Genomic DNA, 22,291 nt, shown 5'->3' on the forward strand with positions numbered 1-22,291 from the left:
GGAAGGTGCGGAAATGAATGAGTTTGAAAGCGTGCCGGTTGAACAGCTTGCTGAGGGTGCCACCATCGTTGACGTTCGGGAGCAGTACGAATGGGACGAAGGGCATATCGCAGGTGCCATTCACCTGCCCTTAGATGAACTGCCGCTGCGGTTCGAAGAACTCGATCCGGATGAGGATCTTTATCTCATCTGCCGGACCGGGGGTCGTTCTTTCCGTGCCGTGCAGTGGCTTATCGCGCAGGGCTATTCCGCTTTCAATGTGGCCGGTGGAATGGGCGCCTGGCAGGATGCCGAACGGCCGATGGTCTCTGAGAACGGCCAGCCCCCACAGGTACGCTGAAGCGATGCGAAATATTCTTTGAGGGGAATGTAAATATGGACTCCTATACCTATTTGGGGCCGGAGGGCACTTTCACCGAACTCGCACTGCTCCAGGTGCCCGGGGCCGCACAGGCCCGCCGGGTCCCTTCGAACAGCGCTGCCACGGCCCTGGTGATGGTTCGCAGCGGTGAGGTTGATGCCGCCATGCTGCCGATCGAGAATTCCATTGAAGGCGGGGTATCGGCGACTCTTGATGCAATAGCCACCGGTCAGGAGCTGAGGATCATCCGAGAGGCCATCGTTCCGGTGAGTTTCGTGCTGGCCGCTCCGGTCGGCGTCGAACTCTCTGAGGTCCGTCGGGTGGGTACCCATCCGCATGCCTGGGCGCAGACCAGAGGATGGGTCGAGGCGAATATGAATCAAGCGGAATATGTTCCGGCGACTTCCACCGCGGCGGCCGCGCATGAACTCCTCGCGGAGAGCCCGGCCTATCAAGCGGCGATCTGCGCCAAGTTGGTCGCCGAACGCCTGGGCTTGCAGATCCTCGCCGAGAAAATCGAGGACAATGCGGGAGCGGTCACCCGCTTCGTGCTGGTCTCCCGGCCCGGCCCGTTGCCACCGGCCAGCGGATCCGACAAAACCACTGTCGCCGTCCCACTGCCCGAGGATCGCCCGGGCGCGCTGATGGAGATCTTGGACCAATTCGCCACCCGAGGCGTGAACCTGAGCAGGATTGAATCCCGCCCCACTGGTCAGTTCCTCGGCCATTATTTTTTCAGTATTGATGCTGAAGGGCATCTCGAAGACGCCAGGGTGGCGGATGCACTAAGGGCGCTCCACCGGATCAGCCCGCAACTGCGGTTCATCGGTTCCTACCCGCGAGCTGACTCTCAGTATCCGCTGGTGCCGACCCACACCACTGATCGGGCCTTCCAGGAAGCTCAGCAGTGGGTCGCGGATCTGCTAGGCTCGCGCTCTGAACGCGAACAGCCAGAACAAGGTCTTTAACCGTATGATGTGCTCCAAGCACGCTAACCAGGAGGAATCATGACTGACAGCAATAGCGACGGAACGATCGTCAATCCGGGTGCGGTGTACGACCCCCAGCTGGATTACGATCAGGTCGGCGATGTGGCGGATGAAGCCAACGATCTGCGCTTCAATGAAGAAGAAGTGCTGATCCGCGAGCAGTCGCACAGCGAGGAAGATCCAGCCTAGGACGAGATCGCCGTTGCACGGTATCTAAGTCCTCACCCCGCATTTGCTCACCCTACGAGATGGGCGGCTAGTCGAGTGGAGCGCTTCGGACTAATCTGATTCGGCAGCTGGAAGACGAGTTCTTACTCCTGACCGGTAGCGACCCTGATCAAGAGGGCCTGGGGTTCCACCACGACCGTGACCTTAGTGGCCTTGCCCGCTGGGTCACCGTCGAGCTGGGTTTCTTGAGGCACCGCCGCTCGTAATACCACCTTCTGCGAACGGTAAAAATCGATAACCGGCAGTCTGCGGCTGTGTTGGAAGACTATTTTCACGCCCAGCGCGAGCCAGCCAAAGGCACTACGTGGGCTCATCACTACAACGTCCAGGACGCCGTCGTCGATCAGCGCGCCGGGGATGAAATCAATGCCTCCGGGCAGCAGACCGCAATTGGCGAAGAGCACCGAGCGAACCTGTCGTTGCTGAGCGGGGGCGTCGTCAAGGGCGATACTCACCTTTTTCCTGCGTCCTGGCAGATGGCGCACTCCGGCTTCGCTATAGGCCAGCCAGCCCAAGGACTTCTTGAGTTCGTCGTTGGTGTCACCGACTACCTCAGCATCCAGCCCGATACCGGCGATCACCAGAAAAGTGTGTATTAAGCGAGCGCCAGAAACTGAATTTTCGAGTTCCATGGTGGCGGTGTCAATGAGTCGCTGCTGGCCGAAGAGGGCAGCTTGGATATTGCCCTCCAGGTCATTGACATCGAGGTCGAGGTTACGAGCCAGCAGGTTTCCGGTGCCTAGGGGGAGCAACCCCATCGCAACGCCGGTCTTTTTGAGAATCTCGGCGACCACCCGAACAGTGCCGTCCCCACCACCCACTAGGACGACGTCGGCCCCCCAGCTCAGTGCCTGTCTCGCCTGGGAATACCCAGGATCGCTAACAGTGGTTTCCAGGAAAAGCGGGTCCGGCCAACCCGCTAGTGCGGTCGCAGCGCGGATCTGAGACTTCGCTGCCGCGGCCTGGGCCTTGACCGGATTAATGATGACCGCGACTTTTTGCGGTCCGGGCGGGGTGGGCTGAGGTTTTTCGCTGACCGCGCTCCGGGTGTGCTTTTCTCGCAGTTTTCGGACGCCCAGCCAACTGAGCACGAACAGAATGGCTGCAGCAAGCGCAATCAGCAGAATCCAGAGCCAAACATCCATAGTTCTTCAACTCTAGCCGTTGGTGCCCGGAGCGCTGCATCTGCCAAAGGAAAGCAACGATCACTCGCACCTCCCCGCCGTTTCCTCAGCTTGCGCTCGGTTGGGCAACGCTGCAACCGTGGACCCACCAGATGGGGCCCTCACGATACGCTTAGAAGGTGATCGATGTTAAAGACCTCAATGAATATCCGGAAAAGTATCGCGACAGCCAGCGCTCGCGAGGTGCTGACGAGTCCCAGGTGGACAGCATTATCGCGGCTGACCTCGCCCGGAAGAACGCGATCACCGCTTTTGAAGCTCTGCGTGCTGAGCAGAATGCCTTCGGCAAGAAGGTGGCCGCCGCCAAGGGCGAAGAAAAGCAGCAGCTACTAGCTCAGGTGAAGGACCTGGCTGCTCGGGTCAAATCGGCGTCCGCGGAGGCCGATGCTGCACAGGCCGAGCAGGATGAACTGCTCAGGACCTTCCCGAACCGGATCATCGAAGGAATCCCAGCCGGTGGCGAGGACGAATTCGTGGTGCTCAAGACCGTTGGGCAGCCCCGTGACTTCGCTGCCGAGGGCTTTGAGCCGAAGGACCACCTTGAGATCGGCGAGCTGATTGGCGGCATCGACATGGAGCGCGGCGCCAAGGTCTCCGGTGCGCGCTTTGCCTTCCTCAAAGGGCAAGTGGCACGGCTGGAGATCGCGCTGATGAACATGGGCCTGGATCAAGCGCTGTCCAACGGTTTCATCCCGATGATCACCCCCACCCTGGTGCGCCCCGAGACGATGGCGGGCACCGGGTTCGACGTCAAGCACGATGACGAGATCTATCGCCTCGAGAAGGACGACCTCTATTTGGTGGGTACCTCTGAGGTTGCGCTCGCCGGTTACCACGCCGATGAGATCATCGACCTCTCAGCAGGCCCTTTGCGTTATGCGGGTTGGTCATCCTGCTACCGGCGGGAGGCCGGCTCGGCGGGCAAGGACACTCGGGGGATCATCCGAGTTCACCAGTTCAACAAGCTCGAGATGTTCAGCTATGTTCCAATGGAGGAAGCTGAAGCCGAGCACGCAAGACTGCTGGCCTGGGAAGAGGAGATGCTCGCCAAGATCGAGGTCTCCTACCGGGTGATCGATACCGCTGCCGGAGATCTGGGTAACTCCGCGGCGCGCAAATTCGACTGTGAGGCTTGGATTCCCAGCCAGGGAAGATTCCGTGAGTTGACCTCAACCTCGAATTGCACCGGTTATCAGGCGCGTCGCCTGAATATCAGGGAACGGGTTCCAGGAGCGGAATCGAAGGGCACCAGAGCGGTGGCCACCTTGAACGGCACCTTGGCGACTGATCGCTGGATCGTGGCCATCTTGGAAACCCATCAGAATCCAGACGGCTCAGTGACCGTTCCACAGGCGCTTCGGCCATATTTGGGCGGCCTGGAAAAGCTCGAACTCGTCTAAAACACTCAATCGGCCAACGCTGTGACAGCCAGAGTCGTTGTGACCGAGCTATAACGACCCCACGTGTTACGGCGTTGAGATTGAGCTAGCTTGGGTAAACATTCACAGTGTGGATTGCCTGTGAGTATTCACTTGCCGTTCACTCAAGGTGCGGCCCGTGTGCTAGCTGCTTTTCGCGCAATCTGCTTCACTGGATACATGACACTACAGACTGAATATTCAGTCTCTGGCATCGATGACCAGAGAGAAGATCCACGGAAAATGATCGCCCTTGACGTTGACGGCACCTTGGTGGACCACAACGGGACGATGAGCGAAGCAGTTCGGGACGCCGCCCGGAACGTGGTGGCCGCAGGACACCAGGTGGTGATTGCCACTGGACGTTCACTCGGCGCCACCTTGCCGGTGATCCGCCAGATCGGCTTGGAAAGAGGTTTCGGCGTCTGCTGCAACGGAGGGGTGACTTTTCGGTTAGACCCCTCACTTCCTGAGGGCTACCAAGTGACCCGTCGTAAGACCTTCGCCCCTCGACGGGCCCTCACCGCGCTGAGCGGTCGGCTACCGGAGGCGATGTATGCCCTGGAGGACGCCAAGGGAGAGTTCTTATCCACGCACAGCTTCCAGGACGCCAGTTTCGGTATTGAGGCCCGCAGCGTGCAGTTCGAGGAGCTGCTGGACACAGAAGCGGTTCGCGTCGTGGTACACAGCGCGGAGATCCCTCTGGAAGAGTTCGAACGCGCCGTTTCCAGCGTCGGCCTGCACGGGGTGGCCTATTCGGTGGGCTGGTCCGCATGGTTGGATATCGCTGCCGCTGGAGTCACCAAAGCGACGGCCTTGGAGCAATTGCGCACCGAACTGAAGATGGCTCGGTCTGCTACCGTGGCGGTGGGGGATGGGTTCAACGATCTGGAGATGCTGGCCTGGGCCGATCGAGGCGTGGCCATGGGTCAGGCTCCGCCAGAAGTCCAGCGGGCAGCCCGTGAAGTGACTTCATCCGTCTATCAGGACGGCGCCGCAGAGGTCTTGCGCAGCCTGCTCTAGCGGGTGCTGATGCTGACGTGCCAGACATTGTCCTTTGCGTTGCCTGAACTGGAACCGCCTAAAGCGCCGATCACAATAATCAGCGAGAACACCACGAATCCGACGGTCCGCACGAAGGAAACCCAGCCCGAGCGCCAGAAACCGGGCCGCCCGCCGTCGGAAAGCTTCACCACCCGGGTGCCGCACAGCAGGCAGCCCAGACTCCGCCTGCCGGTCAGGATGAAGCCGTAAAGCCAGCCGATGACGATCCAAGCGAGCACTGCCACAGTGATCGTGAGACCCAGATTTGTTCTCGGCAGCACGGCAAAAACCACTGCCGCCAGGGCGAGCACCAGGATGAAATCAATCAGCCATGCCCCGAAGTAAGCCTTGCCTGGAGCCCGGACCGCTTGCTCTCCGTTTTTGAACTGGATATAACGCACTGCTTCGGTAGCTATGGTGATCTCCGATATTAGCTGGGGAAGATGACGTGCTGAGCGGCGGCCACCGCGGTGGAGCGGGAGACCTTGCGCAAGGTGAGTTCGGCGGCGCCGTCCTTCTCCGCCGAGGTCAGGCCGAAGAGCTCGCTGGATGTCGTGTAGATCGTGTAATGCCGGAAGGAGTCTTCGCTAGCGCTGATTCCGGTGATCACGGTGACCCCGCGGGCATCCGCCAGAGTCGCCTGGGCGGCGGCTTCGAATTCTGCTTCGTTGTAGCTCTGCTCCGGTCCGTCTTCGGACTCGAGCTCCGCGGCGTCCGCGAGCTGGATCAGATGATCGCCGAATTCGGAGGCTGGAACCACCGTGAAGGTATGGGTTCCTGCTGAGTCAACGAGTTCCTCGAGCACTTGATCATCGTGCAGGTACCCGTAGAGCCAGGCTTTGTCATCGGACTTGGTGAGTTCGGCGCTGATGATCCGCTGGCCGGTGCGCCGTAAGGTCATCAGCCCGACGATATTGTCGGTCGCACCGAGGGCGCTCGGAAGAGTTTCTCCTTCGCCCACGAGAGGAAAGGCGAGGCCCTTGGTCAAGAGGGTGCGCAGTGCGACATTGCAGACCAGTTCTTTTTGGTCCTGATGCTCGGCCAGCCAGGGCAGTTCCACGAACTGATCTCGGTTGATGCCGTCGAGTGCGACGATCTCCTCATCGGTCAAGGTTGGCAGATTGTCGCTCTCCGGGCTGCTGAGTGTGATCACCGCCCGAGCACACTCCAGGTCATGTTGTGACCAGGCGATTTCAGTGCTTTGTTCGGTCATCCGAAGAGGCCCCCTAGTGCCTTAATGGGATTCTTGACGACGTTCGCTACGCCGCTGGCAACATTCTTGATGCCCTTGCCCACGTCACTGGCTACATTAGCAACGCCGTGGCCGATGTCGCTAGCAACATTTGCCACGCCGTGGCCGATATTGCTTGCGGTGTTTCCGATCCAGCGCCCGGCGGCTTTGCCCCATTCGCTGTCCGCGATCATATTGCCCAGCGCCCAGCCGCCCGCTATCAGACCGGCACCGACCACGATGCCGATACCCACCGGATTGGTCAGCAGTCCTGCCGCCATCAGCAGCGAGCCACCACCGGCGATAACGCTCAAACCGCCGGCCACCCGGTCGCCGCCGCCGCGCCAGCCCTCGTGCTCGGGGCTGATCATGTCGTGAATGCCACCGAAAATGGCCAGCGGTGCACCGACGACGCCGGCGATGCGCGCGAACTTGCCAAATTTGCTGGCAGCCAGGAATTCGTCGGAGAGACTCCCCAGATTCCCGGCCCCGCCGAGCAAGGATTTGCCCTTGGCCAATGCTTCAGCGCCTTTGGCGATGCCACCTTCGGTGAAGAGAAAGGTGTAAGCGTCTTTGATTTTGAGTCCCAAGCCGATGGTGGTCGATCCCCAGCCGACAATATTCATCACGGTGCTCAAGAGGCCACCGCCGGACGATCCTCCGGCGCCGTCCACCGCACTGGCTTTCTCTTGCTCGTCAGCGTTGCGATTCAGGGTTTTGGCGACGTCGAGCAGCGAATCCGCGGTGTTGTTCAGCAGCGGATGCTGCGAGGAGTTCCAGCGCTGCCGGAATTGAGCCGCATCGGGACCTTTCCAACCGCGTCCGGAATTGATCGTAGCGGTCAGGGTATTCCCCTGATCGCGGATCAGCCCGGCGGCATTGGAGACCTGCTTTGCGAAATCACGCAGTTCTTGAGGGTTTGCTCCGATGAAGCCTTCCATGGCGCCCTTCCTTGTGGCCAGCGGTTTGCCTGACAACGCTCCGCATTCTCAACAGAATGCTAGCCGCCTGGTATCACGCTGACCATGGGGAGAACTCCCCACCGGAATGTCGCCGGACGGATGGCTGTCTCTCGCCAGGCCAGCTTGCCACGCCGAGTTACCCCAGCCGCAGGGAAGCCAGGTTTCAGTGGGCTAAACCGTCCCTCCCCGGCGAAACGCGGTTTCAGCGGGCTCGGGTATCGATTTTGCTGGAACTCTCCGCTCGCTAGCCGTTGCAGCGAATGACCTCATAGGACCAGCCTTTTCCGGATGCCCCGTAATTCACGCAACTGAAATCGGCCTTTGCCTGGGCGGCAGGTGCGCTTGCTGCGACGACGCCGAGAGCGGCTAAGACGGAAACAACGACACTGATGGCGATCTTGCGCATGGTGCGACCTCCTGATTGGCGGGAAGCACCGCGCTCCCCATAAGAGATAAATTATCACAAAGAGGAGTGCTTGAAACCTGTGGATTTTGAGCTGAGCCTGGGCTCTTCGAGCCTTCGCACCGCTGGATCGTCACCCCGTGCGGCTTTGCAAGCCGTGCATCGAAGAAGGTGCAGATTGCGCCAACCGCCTGGTCGACGTACCGCGGTAGGCGCGGTAGGCGGAGAAAGCCGTCCGGCGACTCCAGGATGCGGCCGAGAGCACTCTGCCAGCTGCCTTGGCTAGTGGGATGTGAAGGTCCGCATCCCACTAGCGCCGGACTGGGTGTTTATAGCGGGCTAGCGAAATCGCTCAGGAGTGCGCGGAGTAGCGCTTGATCGAGGCTTCCAGCTCGGCTTCGGCAGCGGCCTTATCCGCCCAGCCCTCTGCCTTGACCCACTTTCCGGGCTCCAGGTCCTTATAGCGGGTGAAGAAATGCTCGATCTCTTTCACCAGGTACTCATCCACATCTGAGAGTTCCTGGATGTGGTTGTAGCGCACATCGTCGACGACGCAGAGCACCTTGGCGTCGCCGCCGCCGTCGTCGGTCATATTGAAGACCGCGATGGGGCGAGCCTCGACCACGACGCCGGGGTACAGATCGTATTCCTGCATGAGCACCAAAGCGTCCAGCGGATCGCCGTCTTCGCCGAGAGTGTTATCGAAGAAGCCGTAGTGGGTGGGGTACTGCATGGAGGTGAAAAGCACTCGGTCCAGACGCACCCGGCCGGTTTCATGATCCACCTCGTACTTAACGCGGGAACCGCGCGGGATCTCGATCGTGACGTCGTGCTTCATGGAGGCTCCTTAAGTTGGGATCAGAGAATGTATGACTCCGTTTAGTATTGAGGATACAAGTCTTGGCTAAGCCGTGAAAAACCAAAGCAGACACCTGGAGTAGAAGCGTATGAGTCGAACAGCCCGCCTGGCCCAGGCTGGACTGCTCACAGTGCTATTGGCTGCACTCGCCGTTCCAGTGGGAATCAATCTTGCCCCGGCTCTTGTGGTGCCGAAGGATGCCCAGTCTGAAGCCTCCGTTCCGGCGGCGCAACGCCCGCCTCAGCAGCTCAGCCAGGTCAGCGTGGTCGGCGGCTTGAATAAAGACGCGCCGCTGCCCGCTCAGCAGCAGCTCAGCGACCTTCTGGATGCCAGTCTCAAGTCCCCGATCGGCAGTCTGAGCGGCCAGGTAGTGGATGCCCTGAGCGGTCAGGTTCTCTACGGGAGAGATCCTGACCAGCCGGTGATCCCGGGGTCCAATCTGAAGCTGCTGACCGCGCTAAGCGTCTTGAAGAATCTCGGCACCGATCACCGGTTCAGCACCAAGGTGCTGCGCGGCTCAACGCCGAACCAGCTGATCCTGCAGGCGGGCGGCGATGTGCTGCTGAGCAGCGGGGCTTCCGTACCGGAAGCCACGAACGGCCATGCCGGTCTGCTGACCCTGGCCCAGCTCACCGCAAAAGCTTTGGGCAAGGTTGACGTTCCGGTGAGCATCGTGGTCGATGATTCGCTGTTCAGCGGGCCGGCGTTGAGCCCGGAATGGCAGCCGGAAGATGTGGCTGCCGGAGAAATCGCGCCGATTTATCCTATGGCGCTGAACTCCGCTGTGCCTGAAGGCTTAAAGAGCTCCGCTGCGCGTCCCCAGGATTCAGCGCTCGCGGTGGCTCAGGCCTTCGCGGCGGCCCTGGGCAAACAGGGCGTACCGGTCGATTCGGAGGTCAGCAGAAGGCCCGCAGACAGCCCCAAACTTGATCCCTCGGCGGGGCAGGAACTGGCCGCAGTGGATTCTGCCACGGTCGCTGAGCAGGTCAACTACATGCTGGCGAACTCTGATAACTATCTCGCCGAAGTGCTGGCCAGGCTTGCCGCGGTCCAGCAGAACAAGGCCGGTGACTTCAGCGAAGCCACGACTCTGGTGACGGAAACCCTCACATCGCTCGGCTTGAAGACCGACGGCCTGGTGATCGCAGATAATTCCGGCTTGGCGATCCGGGACAGGGTGAGTGCCGCGCAACTCACCCAGGCGGTCAAGGTGATGACCTCGGACTCCGACCCGGCCCTGCATTCAGCGCTCAGCGGCCTGCCGATCGGGGCGCTCACCGGCACGCTGAGCCAGCGCTACAACGTGCCTTCCACGATTGATGGTGCGGGGGTGGTGCGGGCGAAAACCGGCACCCTCAATACCGTGCTGACCCTTTCCGGATACGTAGTGGACCGCGACGGCCGGCTGCTGATCTTCTCCTTCATGGCCAATAATCTGACTGGCGGCCCAGCCACGGCGCAGCCCGTGCTCGATAAAGCCGCGGCAGTGCTCGCCGGCTGCGGCTGCCGCTGAACAGCTCTTCAGCGCTGCTCCGGCACTCCACCCGAAGGTAATCTGGCCGAGAGCAGAATCCATTCCTTGCCATTGACTTCTGTGATGTGATGGCCCTATGAGCACACTGATTAACTGGGATCTGGCGGCATCAACAGCAGCTAAGCTGGCCCCCGCGGGTCCTAAGCTGAGCGGACTGGAGGTCAGCGCCGCGGTGGCGGATCTGCGGAAGATGGCTGATCGGTCGGTGCCCTATGTGCATCAGATCACCGGCCTGGAGGTTGCGGCGGATCTACGAGATTCACAGGTGCTCATCGTTGATCGGGCCTCCTGGGCCAAAGCTAATACCCAGGGTTTCTCGGTGATGCTCGCCTCCACCCTGGTGCGAGTCGAACAGCGGGCTAGGGAACAGAACGCTCTGAAACCGGCGGCTCGAGCGATCAGCGGCACCGTCACGGGCGCCCAGCTCGGCGCTGTCCTCGCTTTCCTCTCCTCCAAGGTGCTGGGACAGTACGATCCCTTCGCCGCCCTAGCGAGCGAATCCTCGGTTCCTTCAGCCGGACGGCTGTTGCTGGTGGCACCCAATATCATTTCGGTGGAACGAGAGCTGGGGGTTGACCCAGCGGACTTCCGGCTCTGGGTCTGCCTGCATGAGCAGACTCATCGAGTGCAGTTCGCTGCGGCTCCGTGGCTGCGAGATCACATGCTCAGTGAAGTGAATAAACTCAGCAGCCTTCTACTGGGAAATATGGATTCCCTGGGAGAGCGGGTCAGTTCGGCCTTGAAAGGGCTTCCCGGCTCCGGTACTGCGGCTGATTCCTCGCGCGGCGGCGTGCTGGATCTGTTGCAGGACCCTCAGGAAAAGGCCGCGTTGTCACACCTGACTGCCGTGATGAGCCTCTTGGAAGGCCACGCCAATGTGGTGATGGACGCCGTAGACGCCTCGATCGTGCCCACCGTGAAGACCATTCGACAGCGCTTCAACTCCCGGGGCAAGGACCGCGGTGCGGTAGAGAAGTTCATCCGCAACCTCTTGGGATTGAATGCGAAGATGCGGCAGTACACCGACGGTGCCCGATTCGTCCGGGCGGTGGTCGATCAGGTGGGAATGCCCGGTTTCAACCGGGTTTGGGAATCGGCCGAGCAGTTGCCCACCGAAGAAGAGATCCATCAGCCCGCATTGTGGGTGCGGAGGATGGGCCTCGCCGGATGACCGAGGACGCCGCGGCCTTGCCTGGGCGCGGCAGGCTCAAGCCGCTGATCGGCAAGGCTCGGAACCTGCTGCGCCAGGAACTGACTGAGCTGAGCGCTGAAGACCTGGTGCTGGTGGCCTGCAGCGGAGGCCCGGATTCGCTAGCGCTCGCCTCGGTGGCGGCCTTCTTCGCGCGCAGGAAATCGATACGAGTTGGCGCCGTCGTAGTGGATCACGGCCTTCAGCCGGGAAGCGCCGCCGTCGCTCAGCGTACCGCTGAATCCCTGCGCCGCCTGGGCCTCGACCCGGTTGAGGTACGCGCCGTGCAGGTCGGTTCCGCAGACGGCCCCGAGGCCGCCGCCCGGACCGCCAGATACGCGGCCCTGGAGGCAGTGGCCAAAGAGTGCGGAGCGGCGATGGTGCTCCTGGGCCACACCTTGGACGATCAGGCCGAGCAAGTGCTGCTCGGCCTGGCCAGGGGCTCTGGCACCAGGTCGCTGGCCGGAATGCCGCAGCGCCGTCATAGTTCCAGCGGTTTGATCTACCTGCGACCCTTCCTCGAACTGCGTCGCGCTGAGACGATTCAAATCTGCCGGATCGAAGGCCTGCAGCCCTGGCTCGACCCGAGTAATCAGGATCCGCGGTTTGCCCGCAGCCGGGTGCGGCACCGGGTGCTCCCGCTACTCGAAGCCGAGCTGGGACCCGGGGTGGCTGAATCGCTCTTTAGATCGGCCCGGATTCTGGCTCAGGACGCCGACTATCTTGACCAGCTCGCCCGCGAGGCGTATCGAGCTTGCGTGGAATCCTCCTCGAACCCCGGGGAGATCCTGCTGCCGGAGGAAGAATTGAGAGCGCATCCAGTGGCGATTCGCCAGCGTATCCTGGCGCTCGCAGTGACCGCGCTGGGCGGCGTCCAGCCCAGCTTTGAACGCCTGCTGGCCGCCGAGGGTCTGCTCCGCAGAACGGGTTCTGCGGGGCCGATCCAGCTTTCCGGCAAGGTCAGCATCTACCGCCGGTCGCGTGCTGAGCTCGCTCAGAATTCACCCCGCGATTCAAAGCAGGCTGCTAAATATGGGAAGCTAGTGGTGAGACGCGACAGTTAGCCGCACCCTAAATCATTCAACTCAGGAGCATCGTGGATTCACGCGACGTCGAGGCAGACCTCAAGCACGTTTTGTACAGCAAAGAACAGATTCAGCAGCGAGTCGCTGAACTGGCCGCCCAAATCGACGAGGATTACGCTGGGCGCGATCTCTTGATCGTCGGTGTCCTGAAGGGCGCCGTGATGGTGATGGCAGATCTGGCCCGTGCCCTGCACAGCCACGTCACCATGGACTGGATGGCGGTTTCCTCCTACGGCTCCGGTACTCAGTCCTCCGGCGTGGTGAGGATCCTGAAGGACCTGGAAACCGATTTGATGGGCAAGCACGTGCTGATCGTCGAAGACATCATCGACTCCGGCCTGACGCTATCCTGGTTGCGTGCCAATCTGATCTCCCGTGGTCCGGCGAGTGTCGAGATCTGCACCTTGCTGCGTAAGCCCGATGCCGCCAAGGTCGACATCGATGTGAAGTACGTCGGTTATGAAATCCCCAACGAGTTCGTCGTCGGCTATGGTCTGGACTTCGCGGAGAAGTATCGCAACCTGGATTTCGTCGGAACCTTGGCTCCTCACGTTTACGAGTAGAGCAGGGCGCCAGACCACCCGGTATTTATTTCCGCTGTCAGGGAACACCGCGGGCTCGAAGGGAACTTCGCAGCACTGTTGTGCGTGAATGTTGGCGGACGGTTGATAGCGGCTAGCCCGCTATTGTGCCGAAGTGAGCATCAGTATCAGGAAGGACGGGGCAGCCGCCCCGAATACATGGACATCAAAAAGATCCTCAAGGGTCCCATCGTCTGGATCGTCGTCGTCCTCGCACTGGCGATCCTCGGGTTTTCCTTGCTCAATATCGGCGGTTCGGCCCGCGTCGACACTTCGGACGGCGTTTCACTGATCACCGATCAGAAGGTGCAGTCGGCCAAGATCTACGCCGAGGGCCGGGTTGACTTAGTCCTCAAGGACGATTTCTCCAAGGACAACCAGAACCTCGGCAAAAATGTTCAATTCTTCGTGGTGCAGGACCGCATCAAAGATGTCATTTCGGATCTGAACTCCGCTAAGGTCACCAAATACGATGACCAACCGGTGCAGAACAACTTCCTCGGCAGCTTCCTTTCGCTGGTCTTACCGATTCTGGTGATCGGCGCCATCTTCTGGTTCCTGATGTCCAGAATGCAAGGTGGCGGTTCCAAGGTCATGCAGTTCGGCAAGTCCCGGGCCAAGCTGCTCTCCAAGGACATGCCGCAGGTGAGCTTCGCCGATGTGGCCGGTGCGGACGAAGCCGTTGAGGAGCTTCACGAGATCAAGGAATTCCTCCAAGAACCGCAGAAGTTCCAGGCTGTCGGCGCCAAGATCCCCAAGGGCGTGCTGCTCTACGGTCCGCCAGGAACCGGCAAGACCCTGTTGGCTCGCGCGGTCGCTGGTGAAGCCGGAGTGCCGTTCTACTCGATCTCCGGTTCCGACTTCGTCGAAATGTTCGTCGGCGTCGGCGCCAGCCGGGTTCGTGACCTGTTCGAACAGGCCAAGGCGAATTCGCCGGCCATCATCTTCGTCGACGAGATCGACGCCGTGGGCCGCCATCGTGGCGCCGGCATCGGCGGCGGCAACGATGAGCGCGAACAGACCCTCAACCAGCTGCTGGTCGAAATGGACGGCTTCGACGTCAAGACGAACGTGATCCTGATCGCCGCCACCAACCGACCGGATGTGCTCGACCCGGCGCTGCTCCGCCCGGGTCGCTTCGACCGGCAGATTCCGGTCGAGGCGCCGGACCGGATCGGCCGTGAGCAGATCTTGCAGGTTCATGCCAAGGGCAAGCCGATGGCTCCCGGCATCGATCTCAACGGCGTCGCTAAGAAGACCCCCGGTTACACCGGTGCCGATTTGGCCAATGTGCTCAACGAGGCGGCTTTGCTGACCGCCCGCTCCAATGCCCAGCTGATCGACGACCGGGCACTGGATGAGGCGATTGACCGGGTGATGGCCGGACCGCAGAAACGCACCCGGGTGATGAAGGAACGCGAGCGCAAGATCACCGCCTATCACGAGGGCGGTCACGCTCTGGTGGCGGCTGCCTTGCGCTACTCCGCGCCGGTCACCAAGATCACCATCCTGCCCCGTGGCCGTGCCCTGGGTTACACCATGGTGGTGCCCGAGGACGATAAGTACTCGGTGACCCGCAATGAGTTGCTGGATCAGATGTCCTATGCAATGGGTGGCCGGGTGGCCGAGGAGATCGTCTTCCACGACCCCTCCACCGGCGCCTCCAACGACATCGAGAAGGCGACCGCGACGGCCCGCAAAATGGTGATGGAATACGGCATGAGCGAGCGCGTGGGCGCGGTCAAGCTCGGTTCCGGCAGCAGTGAGCCCTTTATGGGCCGCGACGCTGGCCGTGATCGGGACTACTCGGAAGACGTCGCCGCGATCATCGACCTCGAGGTGCGCAAACTCATCGAGCAGGCTCATGATGAGGCCTATGCCGTGCTGATCGAGAACCGCGACGTGCTCGACCGGCTGGCTCTGGAGCTGCTCGAGCGGGAGACCTTGAACCAGCGGGAGATCGAAGAGATCTTCCACGATATCCGCAAGCGTGAGCTGCGCGATGTCTGGCTCTCCGCGGATAGCCGCCCGGTCTCCGATATCCCTCCGGTGGTCACCGAAAAGGAGCGCCGGGATGCCGCAGCGGCCGGTGAGCCTAATCCGGACAGCGTCTCCCCGCAGGAGCAACTGGCTTCGGCGAACCTCTCCGGACCCTCTGATGCTCCGGGCGGGGCAACGGGCGGCAGCCTGGGCCAGCCCGGTGGCGGCCATGGCGGGCCGGGGGACAATTACGACGGCGGTCAGGCTCAGCAGGGCAGTGAGTCCGGTGACTGAGCTGGTTCTAGCCGCCATTGAAGCTAGCCGGGCTAAAGCTAGCCGAGCCGGATAGGATCATCCTCGTGTGTGAAGCCGACGAAGAAACCCCGCTGAGCCCGGACTCCGAGGCCGGGGTCGATCTGCCCCGGATTGAACGAGCCGTCAGGGAAATCCTGTTGGCCATCGGCGAGGATCCGGAACGCAGCGGATTGGTCGACACCCCGGCCAGGGTAGCCCGAGCCTATGCGGAGGTCTTCGCCGGGCTCAAGCAAGACCCGGCTGAGGTGCTCTCCCGGACCTTTGACATCTCGCATCAAGAACTCGTCCTGGTCAAGGACATTCCGTTCTATTCCACCTGTGAGCATCACCTGGTGCCGTTCCACGGCTTCGCCCACGTCGGGTACATCCCCTCGCAGGACGGGCAGGTGACGGGGCTGAGCAAACTCGCTCGACTGGTCGATGTCTTCGCTAAACGTCCGCAGGTCCAAGAGCGGCTGACCACTCAGATCGTGGACGCCCTGGTGGAGCATCTGAGGCCTCGCGGAGCCATCGTCGTGGTGGAGTGCGAGCACATGTGCATGTCAATGCGCGGGGTCCGTAAGCCGGGGGCGAAGACCGTCACCTCGGCGGTGCGCGGCATTCTGCATGAACCGGCTACTCGGGCCGAGGCCATGAGTTTGATCTTAGGAAAATGAGAAGGTAACTATTCAATGGATTCTTTAGCTGCCGCTCCCGGGACAGGCCCGGCTACTTCTCCGCTGCCCACTTTGCGCACCCCGCGCCCCCGGGCCAGCTTCGACCGATTGCCCACTGACCGGGCGGTGCTGCTGGGTATTTTGAACGTCACCCCCGATTCCTTCAGCGACGGTGGTTCGTACAACTCCTTGGACACCGCAATAGCGCACGGTCTGCGGATGTTCTACGCGGGCGCAGACATCATCGACATCGGAGGGGAGTCCACCCGCCCCGGCGCCGCGGAAGTGGATCCGAAGACCGAGCAAGAGCGCATTATGCCGGTGGTGGAAGCCATGGTGAAGGCCGGCGCCCTGGTCAGCGTGGATACCAGGCACGCGGAGACCGCGGCGACGGCGATTGACGCCGGAGCTGCCTTGATCAACGACGTCTCCGGGATGAGTGTCTCGCCGGAAATGGTCGCGCTGGTGGCCGAGCGAAAAGTGCCCTATGTGCTGATGCATCGCCGAGGTGATTCAAAGACCATGGATTCGCTCACCAGCTATCGCAATACCGTGCCGGAGGTGATCGCTGAGCTCAAGGAAGCCCGCGAGGCCTTCTACGCCGCCGGGGTGGCCCCCGAGCAACTGATCATCGATCCGGGAATCGGATTCTCCAAAACAGCGGATCAGAACTGGGAGCTCTTGGACAAGCTCGAACTCTTCCATCAACTGGGTCATCGGATTCTGGTGGGTACCTCCCGGAAGCGATTCCTCGGTTCACTGCTCAGCACTGCGGGGAAGGCGGCGGCGCCCGCGGAGCGGGATCACGCCACTGTGGCCACTACCGCGCTGGCCGCGGCGAAGGGCGCTTGGGGCGTCCGAGTGCACGAAGTCACCGGAAATCTCCACGCCGCCAAGGTCGCTGCTCGCATGACGCTCGCTCATCAAAACGCGGCGGCCCGTCACTGATGGCGCAGCTCAAGCAACCTGACCGGATCACGCTCACCGGCGTCAGCGCGATCGGTCACCACGGGGTTTTCGATCGTGAAAAACGGGACGGCCAGCCGTTCATCGTCGACGCCGTGCTGTTCACCGATGTGCGTCCGGCCGCAGCCAATGATGAGCTCGGCAAGACCGCGAATTACGCCGAGGTCGCCGAGGAGATCAAAGCGATGATCACCGGTGAGGCCTTTGATCTGATCGAGACTTTGGCTGAAAGGACGGCGCAGCGCATCCTGGAGAGCTTCTCGGTCGATGCCGTTGAGATCACCGTGCACAAGCCCAAGGCCCCGATCCAGGTGCCTTTCGGCGACGTCTCAGTCACCGTCCATCGGGAGCGCGAATGAGTGTCCGGGCGATCCTGGCACTGGGCTCCAACCTCGGTGAGCGAGCCGGGACACTGGCGGGCGGCGTCGCCGATCTGGTGGAGCACCCCCAGGTGCGGCTCTGCGATGTTTCCCCGGTAGTTCAGACCCAGCCGGTGGGCGGGCCGGAGAACCAGCCCGCCTACCTCAATATGGTGATGGAAGTGGAAACCGAGCTCAGCCCGGAAGAGCTGCTGGCATATTGCCAAGCGGTGGAAGCTAGACATCACCGGGAGAGAATCATCCGCTGGGGCCCGCGAACCCTGGACATCGACATCATCGTCTACGGCGATGTGCAACGAGACACCCCGGAACTCACCTTGCCCCACCCCAGAGCCGCCTCGCGGGCCTTTGTGCTGGTGCCCTGGATGCTGATGGACCCGCACGCCGAACTGGCCGGTCAGCCGGTTCGTGAACTTGCCGCCCAGGCGGAAGACCTGGACGGCATTGAGCATTTCGACGATGCCCAGTTTGACGACACTCGGTTTGACGATGCCCAGTTTGCCGATACCCGGTTCGGCAGTTCTCCGGGGCAGCCATGAAGTCTCGGATGGGAGTTCTCAAGCTGCGCTGGCTGGTGATCATCGCTTTGGTCACCACCGTGGTCGGCTGGCTCGCCACCGTGCTGACCAACCGGCTGAGTTTGCCCGCTCCGGCGCTGCCTTATACGGCCTTGATAACCCTCGCTCTGGTGATCCTGGTGGTGTTGATCCTGGGACTCAGGGTGCGTAGCTGGCGCAACGGTCACCGGGAGCGGTCACTCAATCCGCTTCAGGCCGCCCGGACGCTGATTCTGGCACAGGCGAGTGCCTATACGGGTGCCGTCATCCTGGGCTGGCATCTGGGTGTCCTGATCGATGCTCTCGCCGCGACTTTCTACGGTGCATCACTCGGCGTGCTCGGCCTGCCTGCGGCTCTTGCCGCTGGTTCGCTCTTGATGATCGGGGTGGGGATGCTGGTGGAAAGGTTCTGCCGGATACCTCCGGAGGACGGCGCGGATGCCAGTGGGAGTTCCGCTTAACTCGGGCTCTCAGCGCCACGGAGCTGATCGAATCCTCGGTGACCCAGAAAATCCTCTGCTGGCGCGGTAGGGTTTCTTTCGACCCCTCAATGAAATTCTTAGGAGCCAGCGTGAGCGAGCCAATTGATCCAGCCGGAATTCAATGGCTGCGTGTCTCCCCGAAACTAGTGCGATTACGGTTTCTGCGCGAAGGGGCTGGAAGCCTAGTCGTGCTGGCCGTCTTCGGCTTGCCGTTGATCTTCAGGCTGAGCGGAATCTGGCCGGGATTCCCCGCTTGGCTGGCCTGGGCGCTGGTGATCGCCGCTGCCGTGGTGCAGGCCTGGAGACTGATCCTGATTCCCAGGCAAGTACGGGCCATCGGGTTCTCTGAACGAGACGATGATCTGCTGATCCGTCGGGGCATCCTGTTCCAACAGGTTCTGGTGGTTCCCTATGGCCGGATGCAGTACGTTGATGTTTCGGTGGGACCGGTGGAACGTGCGCTCGGCCTGGCCACTCTGAAACTTCATACCGCCTCGCCCGGCACTCATGCAGAGCTCGAGGGCCTGCCAGTTGAACAGGCGAGCCGGTTGCGGGAACAGCTCTCATCGCTTGGCGAGGCGAAATTGGCCGGGCTGTGAGCACTGAGTGAGCATTCAGGATTCTTCGGAGAACACCGAATTCCATACCGATTCGGCGCAGACTTGGCACCGCGTCCACCCGGCCTCGCCGGCCATTCGGGGCTGGATCGCAATCGTCGCCGTCATGGTGGTCTTAGGGAGGAGCTTCATCGAGCAGTTGGTGCAGAGCACCGCATCGCGGGGCGAACGAGGCGGCGATGGTTTGCCGGTCTGGATCGTGCTGCTGGTGATCGCTGCCGCCGTCCTGGTGTTCGGCGTCGGCTTCGTCTTTTCCTGGTTCTTCACCCGCTATCAGGTGACGGATGACCATGTCCGGATCAACTCCGGTTTCATCTTCCGGCAGCAGCGACAGGCCCGGATCGACAGGGTGCAGGCGATCGATGTGGTGCAGCCCTTGCTAGCCAGGATCTTCAATCTGGCGGAGCTGAAATTCGAAGTCGCGGACGCCGGTAAATCCGCGATGAGGCTCTCCTTTCTCAAAGTGGATGAAGCGAAACGACTCAGGGCAGCCATCCTTGCCCGGGCAGCCGGGGTTCGGGTGGATCCCGAGCACCCGAGCCAGGTCCAGGAAGCTCCGGAGCAGCAGATTCTGCAACTCTCGCCGGGGCGGATCATCGGTGCCACGGTATTCTCGGTGCTCAGTGTCTCGCTGCTGATCGTCAGTCTTGGGCTGGTGGTGCTGGTCATCCTGGGGTGGTGGGGGGCGCTGATCGGATTCCTGCCCGTGCTGCTCGGTCTCTTTGCCGGTTATTGGAATGCCTTCAGCAAGGATTTCAACTTCCGCATTGCGCTTTCGCCAGATGGCGTGAGATTGCACTATGGGCTGCTGGAGACCCGTTCGCAGACCATTCCGCCGGGCAGAGTGCAGGCGGTGAGTATCAACCAGGGACTGATCTGGCGGATTTTCGGCTGGTATCGGATTCAGCTCAATGTTGCCGGTTATGGCAATGAGGGCGAACAGAACCGCAGCACCCTGTTGCCTGTCGGCACCGTTCAGGAAGTGCTTTCAGTGCTCTCGCTGGTATTCCCCGACCCCGGGGTGGAGAACCCGCAGGCGGTGTTCGAGGCAGGCTTGAGAGGCAGCGCCGGGGCGGAAGGTTTCCAGCACTCGCCTCCTCGGGCTGCTTGGCTGGGCCCCTTTGTCTGGCGGCGGAACGCCTACCGGGCCACCAGAACGGCATTGCTCTGCCGGCACGGTGTGCTGACCCGCCGTCTGCAAGTGGTACCGCACGAGCGAACTCAGTCATTGCAGCTGAAGCAGGGGTTGCTGCAGCGCTGGCTCGGCCTGGTCGATTTCGAATTGCATTCCACGCCCGGCCCGATCAGGCCGTTGGTGCGTCATTTGGATCTGCAGACAGGGCGGGATCTTTTCAGCGAGCAGGGGGCTCGGGCAGCTACCGCGCGCCGGATCGCCCAGTCTGAACACTGGATGCAGCCGCGGCCTCCGGAGGGTCAGTGACAACGAAGGCAAAGATTGCACTCAGCCGAGTCGGCGAAGGGAGAGCCTGATGGATCGGGCCAGTGAACGGCCAGGCCGACTAGGAGTCGCCGTGATCGGCGCGGGTAAGGTCGGGGCGGTGCTCGGTGCCGCGCTGCGTTCCGCGGGTCACGCCGTGATCGGGGTTTCCGCCGTCTCTCAAGAATCCCGCGATCGCGCGGAAAGCCTGCTTCCCGGCGTTCCGGTGCTGCAGATTCCGGAATTGGTGGAGCGAGCCGAGCTGGTCCTGCTCGCCGTCCCCGATGACGCACTGGAGCAACTGGTCGCTGGTCTGGCCAAGACCGGCGCCTGGCAGCTGGGGCAGTTGGTGGCGCATACCTCCGGCCGCTTCGGGGTGGGAGTGCTGGCGCCGGTGCGGGCTGCCGGCGCGATCCCGTTGGCGATTCATCCGGCGATGACCTTCTCGGGGCTGAGCATGGACTTGGCCAGGCTGCCTGATTCGAGTTTCGGCGTCACCGCAGATGCCGCGATGCTACCCATCGCTCAAGCGCTCGTGGTTGAGATCGGTGCCGAGCCGGTGGTGGTGGCCGAGGCGGATCGAGCGCTGTATCACGCAGCTCTGGCGCACAGTGCGAATCATCTGGTCACCTTGACCGCGCAGTCTGCCGAATTGCTCCGGAGCATAGGAGTGGAACGGCCGGAGCGGCTGCTCGGCCCCTTGCTCAGAGCATCCTTGGACAATGCGCTGGCCTCGGGGGAACAGGCGCTCACCGGGCCGGTCGCCCGCGGGGATAGCGGTACGGTGCGCTCCCACGTCCAAGCGCTCGCCGAAAACTCAGCGGAGATCTTGGCCGCCTACCGTGCGATGGCCCGGACGACGGCGCTGCGAGCCCTGGCACGCGGCCGGATCAGTGCCGCGGAACTCGCGGAGATCGAGGACGCCCTGGAGGGGGATCAATGAGAATTGCCCGGACGCTAGCTGAATTCCGGCAGGCCAGCACCGAGTTGCTGAGTGCTTTCGACCAGCCTTCATTCGGCCTGGTGCCGACCATGGGCGCCTTGCACGCCGGCCATGCGGAACTGGTCAGAGCAGCGGTCGCCGCAGAGTCAGTGGTGGCCGCCTCAATCTTCGTCAATCCATTGCAATTCGGCGACCCGGCAGATCTGGAACGTTATCCCCGTACTCTGGAAGCCGACGTCGAACTGCTGGAATCGGCGGGCGCCACACTGGTGTTCGCACCCAGCCAGCAGGAGATGTACCCCGGTGGCGAGCCGATGGTGCGGGTCAGCGCCGGATCACTCGGCACGGTTTTCGAGGGGGCATCCCGGCCCGGTCATTTCGACGGCGCCCTCACCGTAGTGGCTAAATTACTGCACGCTGGAACCCCGCAATCGGCTGGTTACCGAGCCTATTTCGGGCAGAAGGATGCTCAGCAATTAGCGCTGGTGCGCCGGATGGTGCTCGACCTGAATTTCCCGGTGCAGATCGTCGGCGTACCGACGGTGCGTTCCGCGGAAGGGCTGGCGCTCTCCAGTCGCAATCGCTTCCTCTCCACAGCTGAAGCCGGAGCCGCACTGGTGCTCTCGCGGGCCCTGCGTTTGCTCGCCGAACGTGCGGCGCGGCATGAAGCGCTCGACATCGACTCCGCAGCGGCCCTGATTAACAGCGAACCGCTGGTGGACCTGGACTATCTCGAGGTGGTTGATCCGCTCAGCTTCGCCCCGCTCGCCGCCGAGCGCAGGGAAACTCCCTTCACCGGCAGCGCCTTGGCCCTGGTGGCGGCCAAGGTCGGCCCCGTTCGGCTGATCGACAATATTCCGCTCGGCTCAGCGGGCTAGCCGGCTCGGTG

General features: G+C 62.0%; 25 protein-coding genes. 19 read left to right on the top strand and 6 right to left on the bottom strand.

Features of this window, described 5'->3' with window-relative positions:
- Nucleotides 1–13 precede the first annotated feature (13 nt).
- The 3 genes from ABDK06_RS08490 to ABDK06_RS08500 are packed head-to-tail and all read left to right on the top strand — an operon-like array spanning nt 14 to nt 1,539.
- Entirely contained in the window at nt 14–340 is a 327-nt protein-coding gene (locus tag ABDK06_RS08490; protein WP_394940526.1) for a rhodanese-like domain-containing protein, read from the top strand.
- Nucleotides 341–375: 35 nt separating this feature from the next.
- Nucleotides 376–1,329, top strand: coding sequence for a prephenate dehydratase (gene pheA / locus ABDK06_RS08495; protein WP_394940527.1), 954 nt, complete (start codon nt 376–378; stop codon nt 1,327–1,329).
- A gap of 39 nt (nt 1,330–1,368) precedes the next feature.
- Nucleotides 1,369–1,539 (top strand): hypothetical protein, encoded by a 171-nt coding sequence (locus ABDK06_RS08500; protein WP_394940528.1) that lies wholly within the window; start codon nt 1,369–1,371, stop codon nt 1,537–1,539.
- 122 nt (nt 1,540–1,661) lie between these two features.
- Here the strand turns inward: ABDK06_RS08500 and ABDK06_RS08505 are convergent, their stop codons facing one another.
- Nucleotides 1,662–2,723, bottom strand: coding sequence for a diacylglycerol/lipid kinase family protein (locus ABDK06_RS08505; protein ID WP_394940529.1), 1,062 nt, complete (start codon nt 2,721–2,723; stop codon nt 1,662–1,664).
- A gap of 158 nt (nt 2,724–2,881) precedes the next feature.
- Here ABDK06_RS08505 and serS point away from each other — a divergent pair, with 158 nt between their 5' ends.
- Both serS and ABDK06_RS08515 read left to right on the top strand, forming a co-directional pair.
- A complete protein-coding gene (serS, locus tag ABDK06_RS08510; protein ID WP_394940530.1) occupies nt 2,882–4,162 on the top strand; it encodes a serine--tRNA ligase in 1,281 nt (426 codons plus the stop codon).
- A 198-nt stretch (nt 4,163–4,360) separates the two neighbouring features.
- A complete protein-coding gene (locus ABDK06_RS08515) occupies nt 4,361–5,203 on the top strand; it encodes an HAD family hydrolase (RefSeq protein WP_394940531.1) in 843 nt (280 codons plus the stop codon).
- Here ABDK06_RS08515 and ABDK06_RS08520 read toward each other — a convergent pair.
- The 5 genes from ABDK06_RS08520 to ABDK06_RS08540 all read right to left on the bottom strand — a co-directional run bounded on the left by ABDK06_RS08520 (nt 5,200) and on the right by ABDK06_RS08540 (nt 8,658).
- A complete protein-coding gene (locus ABDK06_RS08520) occupies nt 5,200–5,625 on the bottom strand; it encodes an RDD family protein (protein ID WP_394940532.1) in 426 nt (141 codons plus the stop codon). The two genes, ABDK06_RS08515 and ABDK06_RS08520, sit on opposite strands and share 4 nt — an antisense overlap.
- Before the next feature lie 29 nt (nt 5,626–5,654).
- Nucleotides 5,655–6,437 carry a hypothetical protein gene (locus ABDK06_RS08525; protein ID WP_394940533.1) on the bottom strand — a complete coding sequence of 261 codons (783 nt, stop codon included), beginning with the start codon at nt 6,435–6,437 and terminating at the stop codon, nt 5,655–5,657.
- On the bottom strand, nt 6,434–7,396 hold the full coding sequence (locus ABDK06_RS08530) for a WXG100 family type VII secretion target (RefSeq protein ID WP_394940534.1): 963 nt from the start codon (nt 7,394–7,396) through the stop codon (nt 6,434–6,436). Before ABDK06_RS08530 ends, ABDK06_RS08525 begins: the two co-directional genes overlap by 4 nt.
- A gap of 265 nt (nt 7,397–7,661) precedes the next feature.
- A complete protein-coding gene (locus ABDK06_RS08535; RefSeq protein WP_394940535.1) occupies nt 7,662–7,823 on the bottom strand; it encodes a hypothetical protein in 162 nt (53 codons plus the stop codon).
- Nucleotides 7,824–8,172: 349 nt separating this feature from the next.
- Nucleotides 8,173–8,658: an inorganic diphosphatase gene (locus tag ABDK06_RS08540; protein ID WP_394940536.1), complete on the bottom strand. Its 486-nt coding sequence runs from the start codon at nt 8,656–8,658 to the stop codon at nt 8,173–8,175.
- 109 nt (nt 8,659–8,767) lie between these two features.
- Here ABDK06_RS08540 and dacB point away from each other — a divergent pair, with 109 nt between their 5' ends.
- The 14 genes from dacB (at nt 8,768) to panC (ending at nt 22,280) form a co-directional block, all read left to right on the top strand.
- The gene (dacB, locus tag ABDK06_RS08545) at nt 8,768–10,192 is read left to right on the top strand and encodes a D-alanyl-D-alanine carboxypeptidase/D-alanyl-D-alanine endopeptidase (protein WP_394940537.1); all 1,425 of its coding nucleotides are present in this window, start codon (nt 8,768–8,770) and stop codon (nt 10,190–10,192) included.
- A gap of 97 nt (nt 10,193–10,289) precedes the next feature.
- The gene (locus tag ABDK06_RS08550) at nt 10,290–11,384 is read left to right on the top strand and encodes a zinc-dependent metalloprotease (RefSeq protein WP_394940538.1); all 1,095 of its coding nucleotides are present in this window, start codon (nt 10,290–10,292) and stop codon (nt 11,382–11,384) included.
- A complete protein-coding gene (gene tilS, locus ABDK06_RS08555) occupies nt 11,381–12,466 on the top strand; it encodes a tRNA lysidine(34) synthetase TilS (RefSeq protein WP_394940539.1) in 1,086 nt (361 codons plus the stop codon). Before ABDK06_RS08550 ends, tilS begins: the two co-directional genes overlap by 4 nt.
- A gap of 32 nt (nt 12,467–12,498) precedes the next feature.
- The gene (hpt, locus tag ABDK06_RS08560; protein WP_394940540.1) at nt 12,499–13,050 is read left to right on the top strand and encodes a hypoxanthine phosphoribosyltransferase; all 552 of its coding nucleotides are present in this window, start codon (nt 12,499–12,501) and stop codon (nt 13,048–13,050) included.
- A gap of 177 nt (nt 13,051–13,227) precedes the next feature.
- Entirely contained in the window at nt 13,228–15,342 is a 2,115-nt protein-coding gene (gene ftsH, locus ABDK06_RS08565; RefSeq protein WP_394940541.1) for an ATP-dependent zinc metalloprotease FtsH, read from the top strand.
- A 65-nt stretch (nt 15,343–15,407) separates the two neighbouring features.
- Nucleotides 15,408–16,019 (top strand): GTP cyclohydrolase I FolE, encoded by a 612-nt coding sequence (gene folE / locus ABDK06_RS08570; RefSeq protein ID WP_394940542.1) that lies wholly within the window; start codon nt 15,408–15,410, stop codon nt 16,017–16,019.
- A gap of 15 nt (nt 16,020–16,034) precedes the next feature.
- On the top strand, nt 16,035–16,967 hold the full coding sequence (folP, locus tag ABDK06_RS08575; RefSeq protein ID WP_394940543.1) for a dihydropteroate synthase: 933 nt from the start codon (nt 16,035–16,037) through the stop codon (nt 16,965–16,967).
- A complete protein-coding gene (gene folB / locus ABDK06_RS08580; protein WP_394940544.1) occupies nt 16,967–17,344 on the top strand; it encodes a dihydroneopterin aldolase in 378 nt (125 codons plus the stop codon). Before folP ends, folB begins: the two co-directional genes overlap by 1 nt.
- Nucleotides 17,341–17,904 (top strand): 2-amino-4-hydroxy-6-hydroxymethyldihydropteridine diphosphokinase, encoded by a 564-nt coding sequence (gene folK, locus ABDK06_RS08585; protein ID WP_394940545.1) that lies wholly within the window; start codon nt 17,341–17,343, stop codon nt 17,902–17,904. The genes folB and folK overlap by 4 nt, the downstream gene beginning before the upstream one ends.
- 8 nt (nt 17,905–17,912) lie before the next feature.
- Complete coding sequence (locus tag ABDK06_RS08590; RefSeq protein WP_394940546.1) at nt 17,913–18,383, top strand: DUF3180 domain-containing protein; 471 nt, start codon at nt 17,913–17,915, stop codon at nt 18,381–18,383.
- Nucleotides 18,384–18,472: 89 nt separating this feature from the next.
- Nucleotides 18,473–19,003 carry a PH domain-containing protein gene (locus ABDK06_RS08595; protein WP_394940547.1) on the top strand — a complete coding sequence of 177 codons (531 nt, stop codon included), beginning with the start codon at nt 18,473–18,475 and terminating at the stop codon, nt 19,001–19,003.
- Between the two features lie 7 nt (nt 19,004–19,010).
- Nucleotides 19,011–20,462: a PH domain-containing protein gene (locus ABDK06_RS08600; protein ID WP_394940548.1), complete on the top strand. Its 1,452-nt coding sequence runs from the start codon at nt 19,011–19,013 to the stop codon at nt 20,460–20,462.
- A 49-nt stretch (nt 20,463–20,511) separates the two neighbouring features.
- The gene (locus ABDK06_RS08605) at nt 20,512–21,402 is read left to right on the top strand and encodes a Rossmann-like and DUF2520 domain-containing protein (protein ID WP_394940549.1); all 891 of its coding nucleotides are present in this window, start codon (nt 20,512–20,514) and stop codon (nt 21,400–21,402) included.
- A complete protein-coding gene (panC, locus tag ABDK06_RS08610; protein WP_394940550.1) occupies nt 21,399–22,280 on the top strand; it encodes a pantoate--beta-alanine ligase in 882 nt (293 codons plus the stop codon). Before ABDK06_RS08605 ends, panC begins: the two co-directional genes overlap by 4 nt.
- Nucleotides 22,281–22,291 lie beyond the last annotated feature (11 nt).

Source organism: Psychromicrobium ferritrahens, assembly GCF_043789415.1.
Classification (GTDB): domain Bacteria; phylum Actinomycetota; class Actinomycetes; order Actinomycetales; family Micrococcaceae; genus Renibacterium.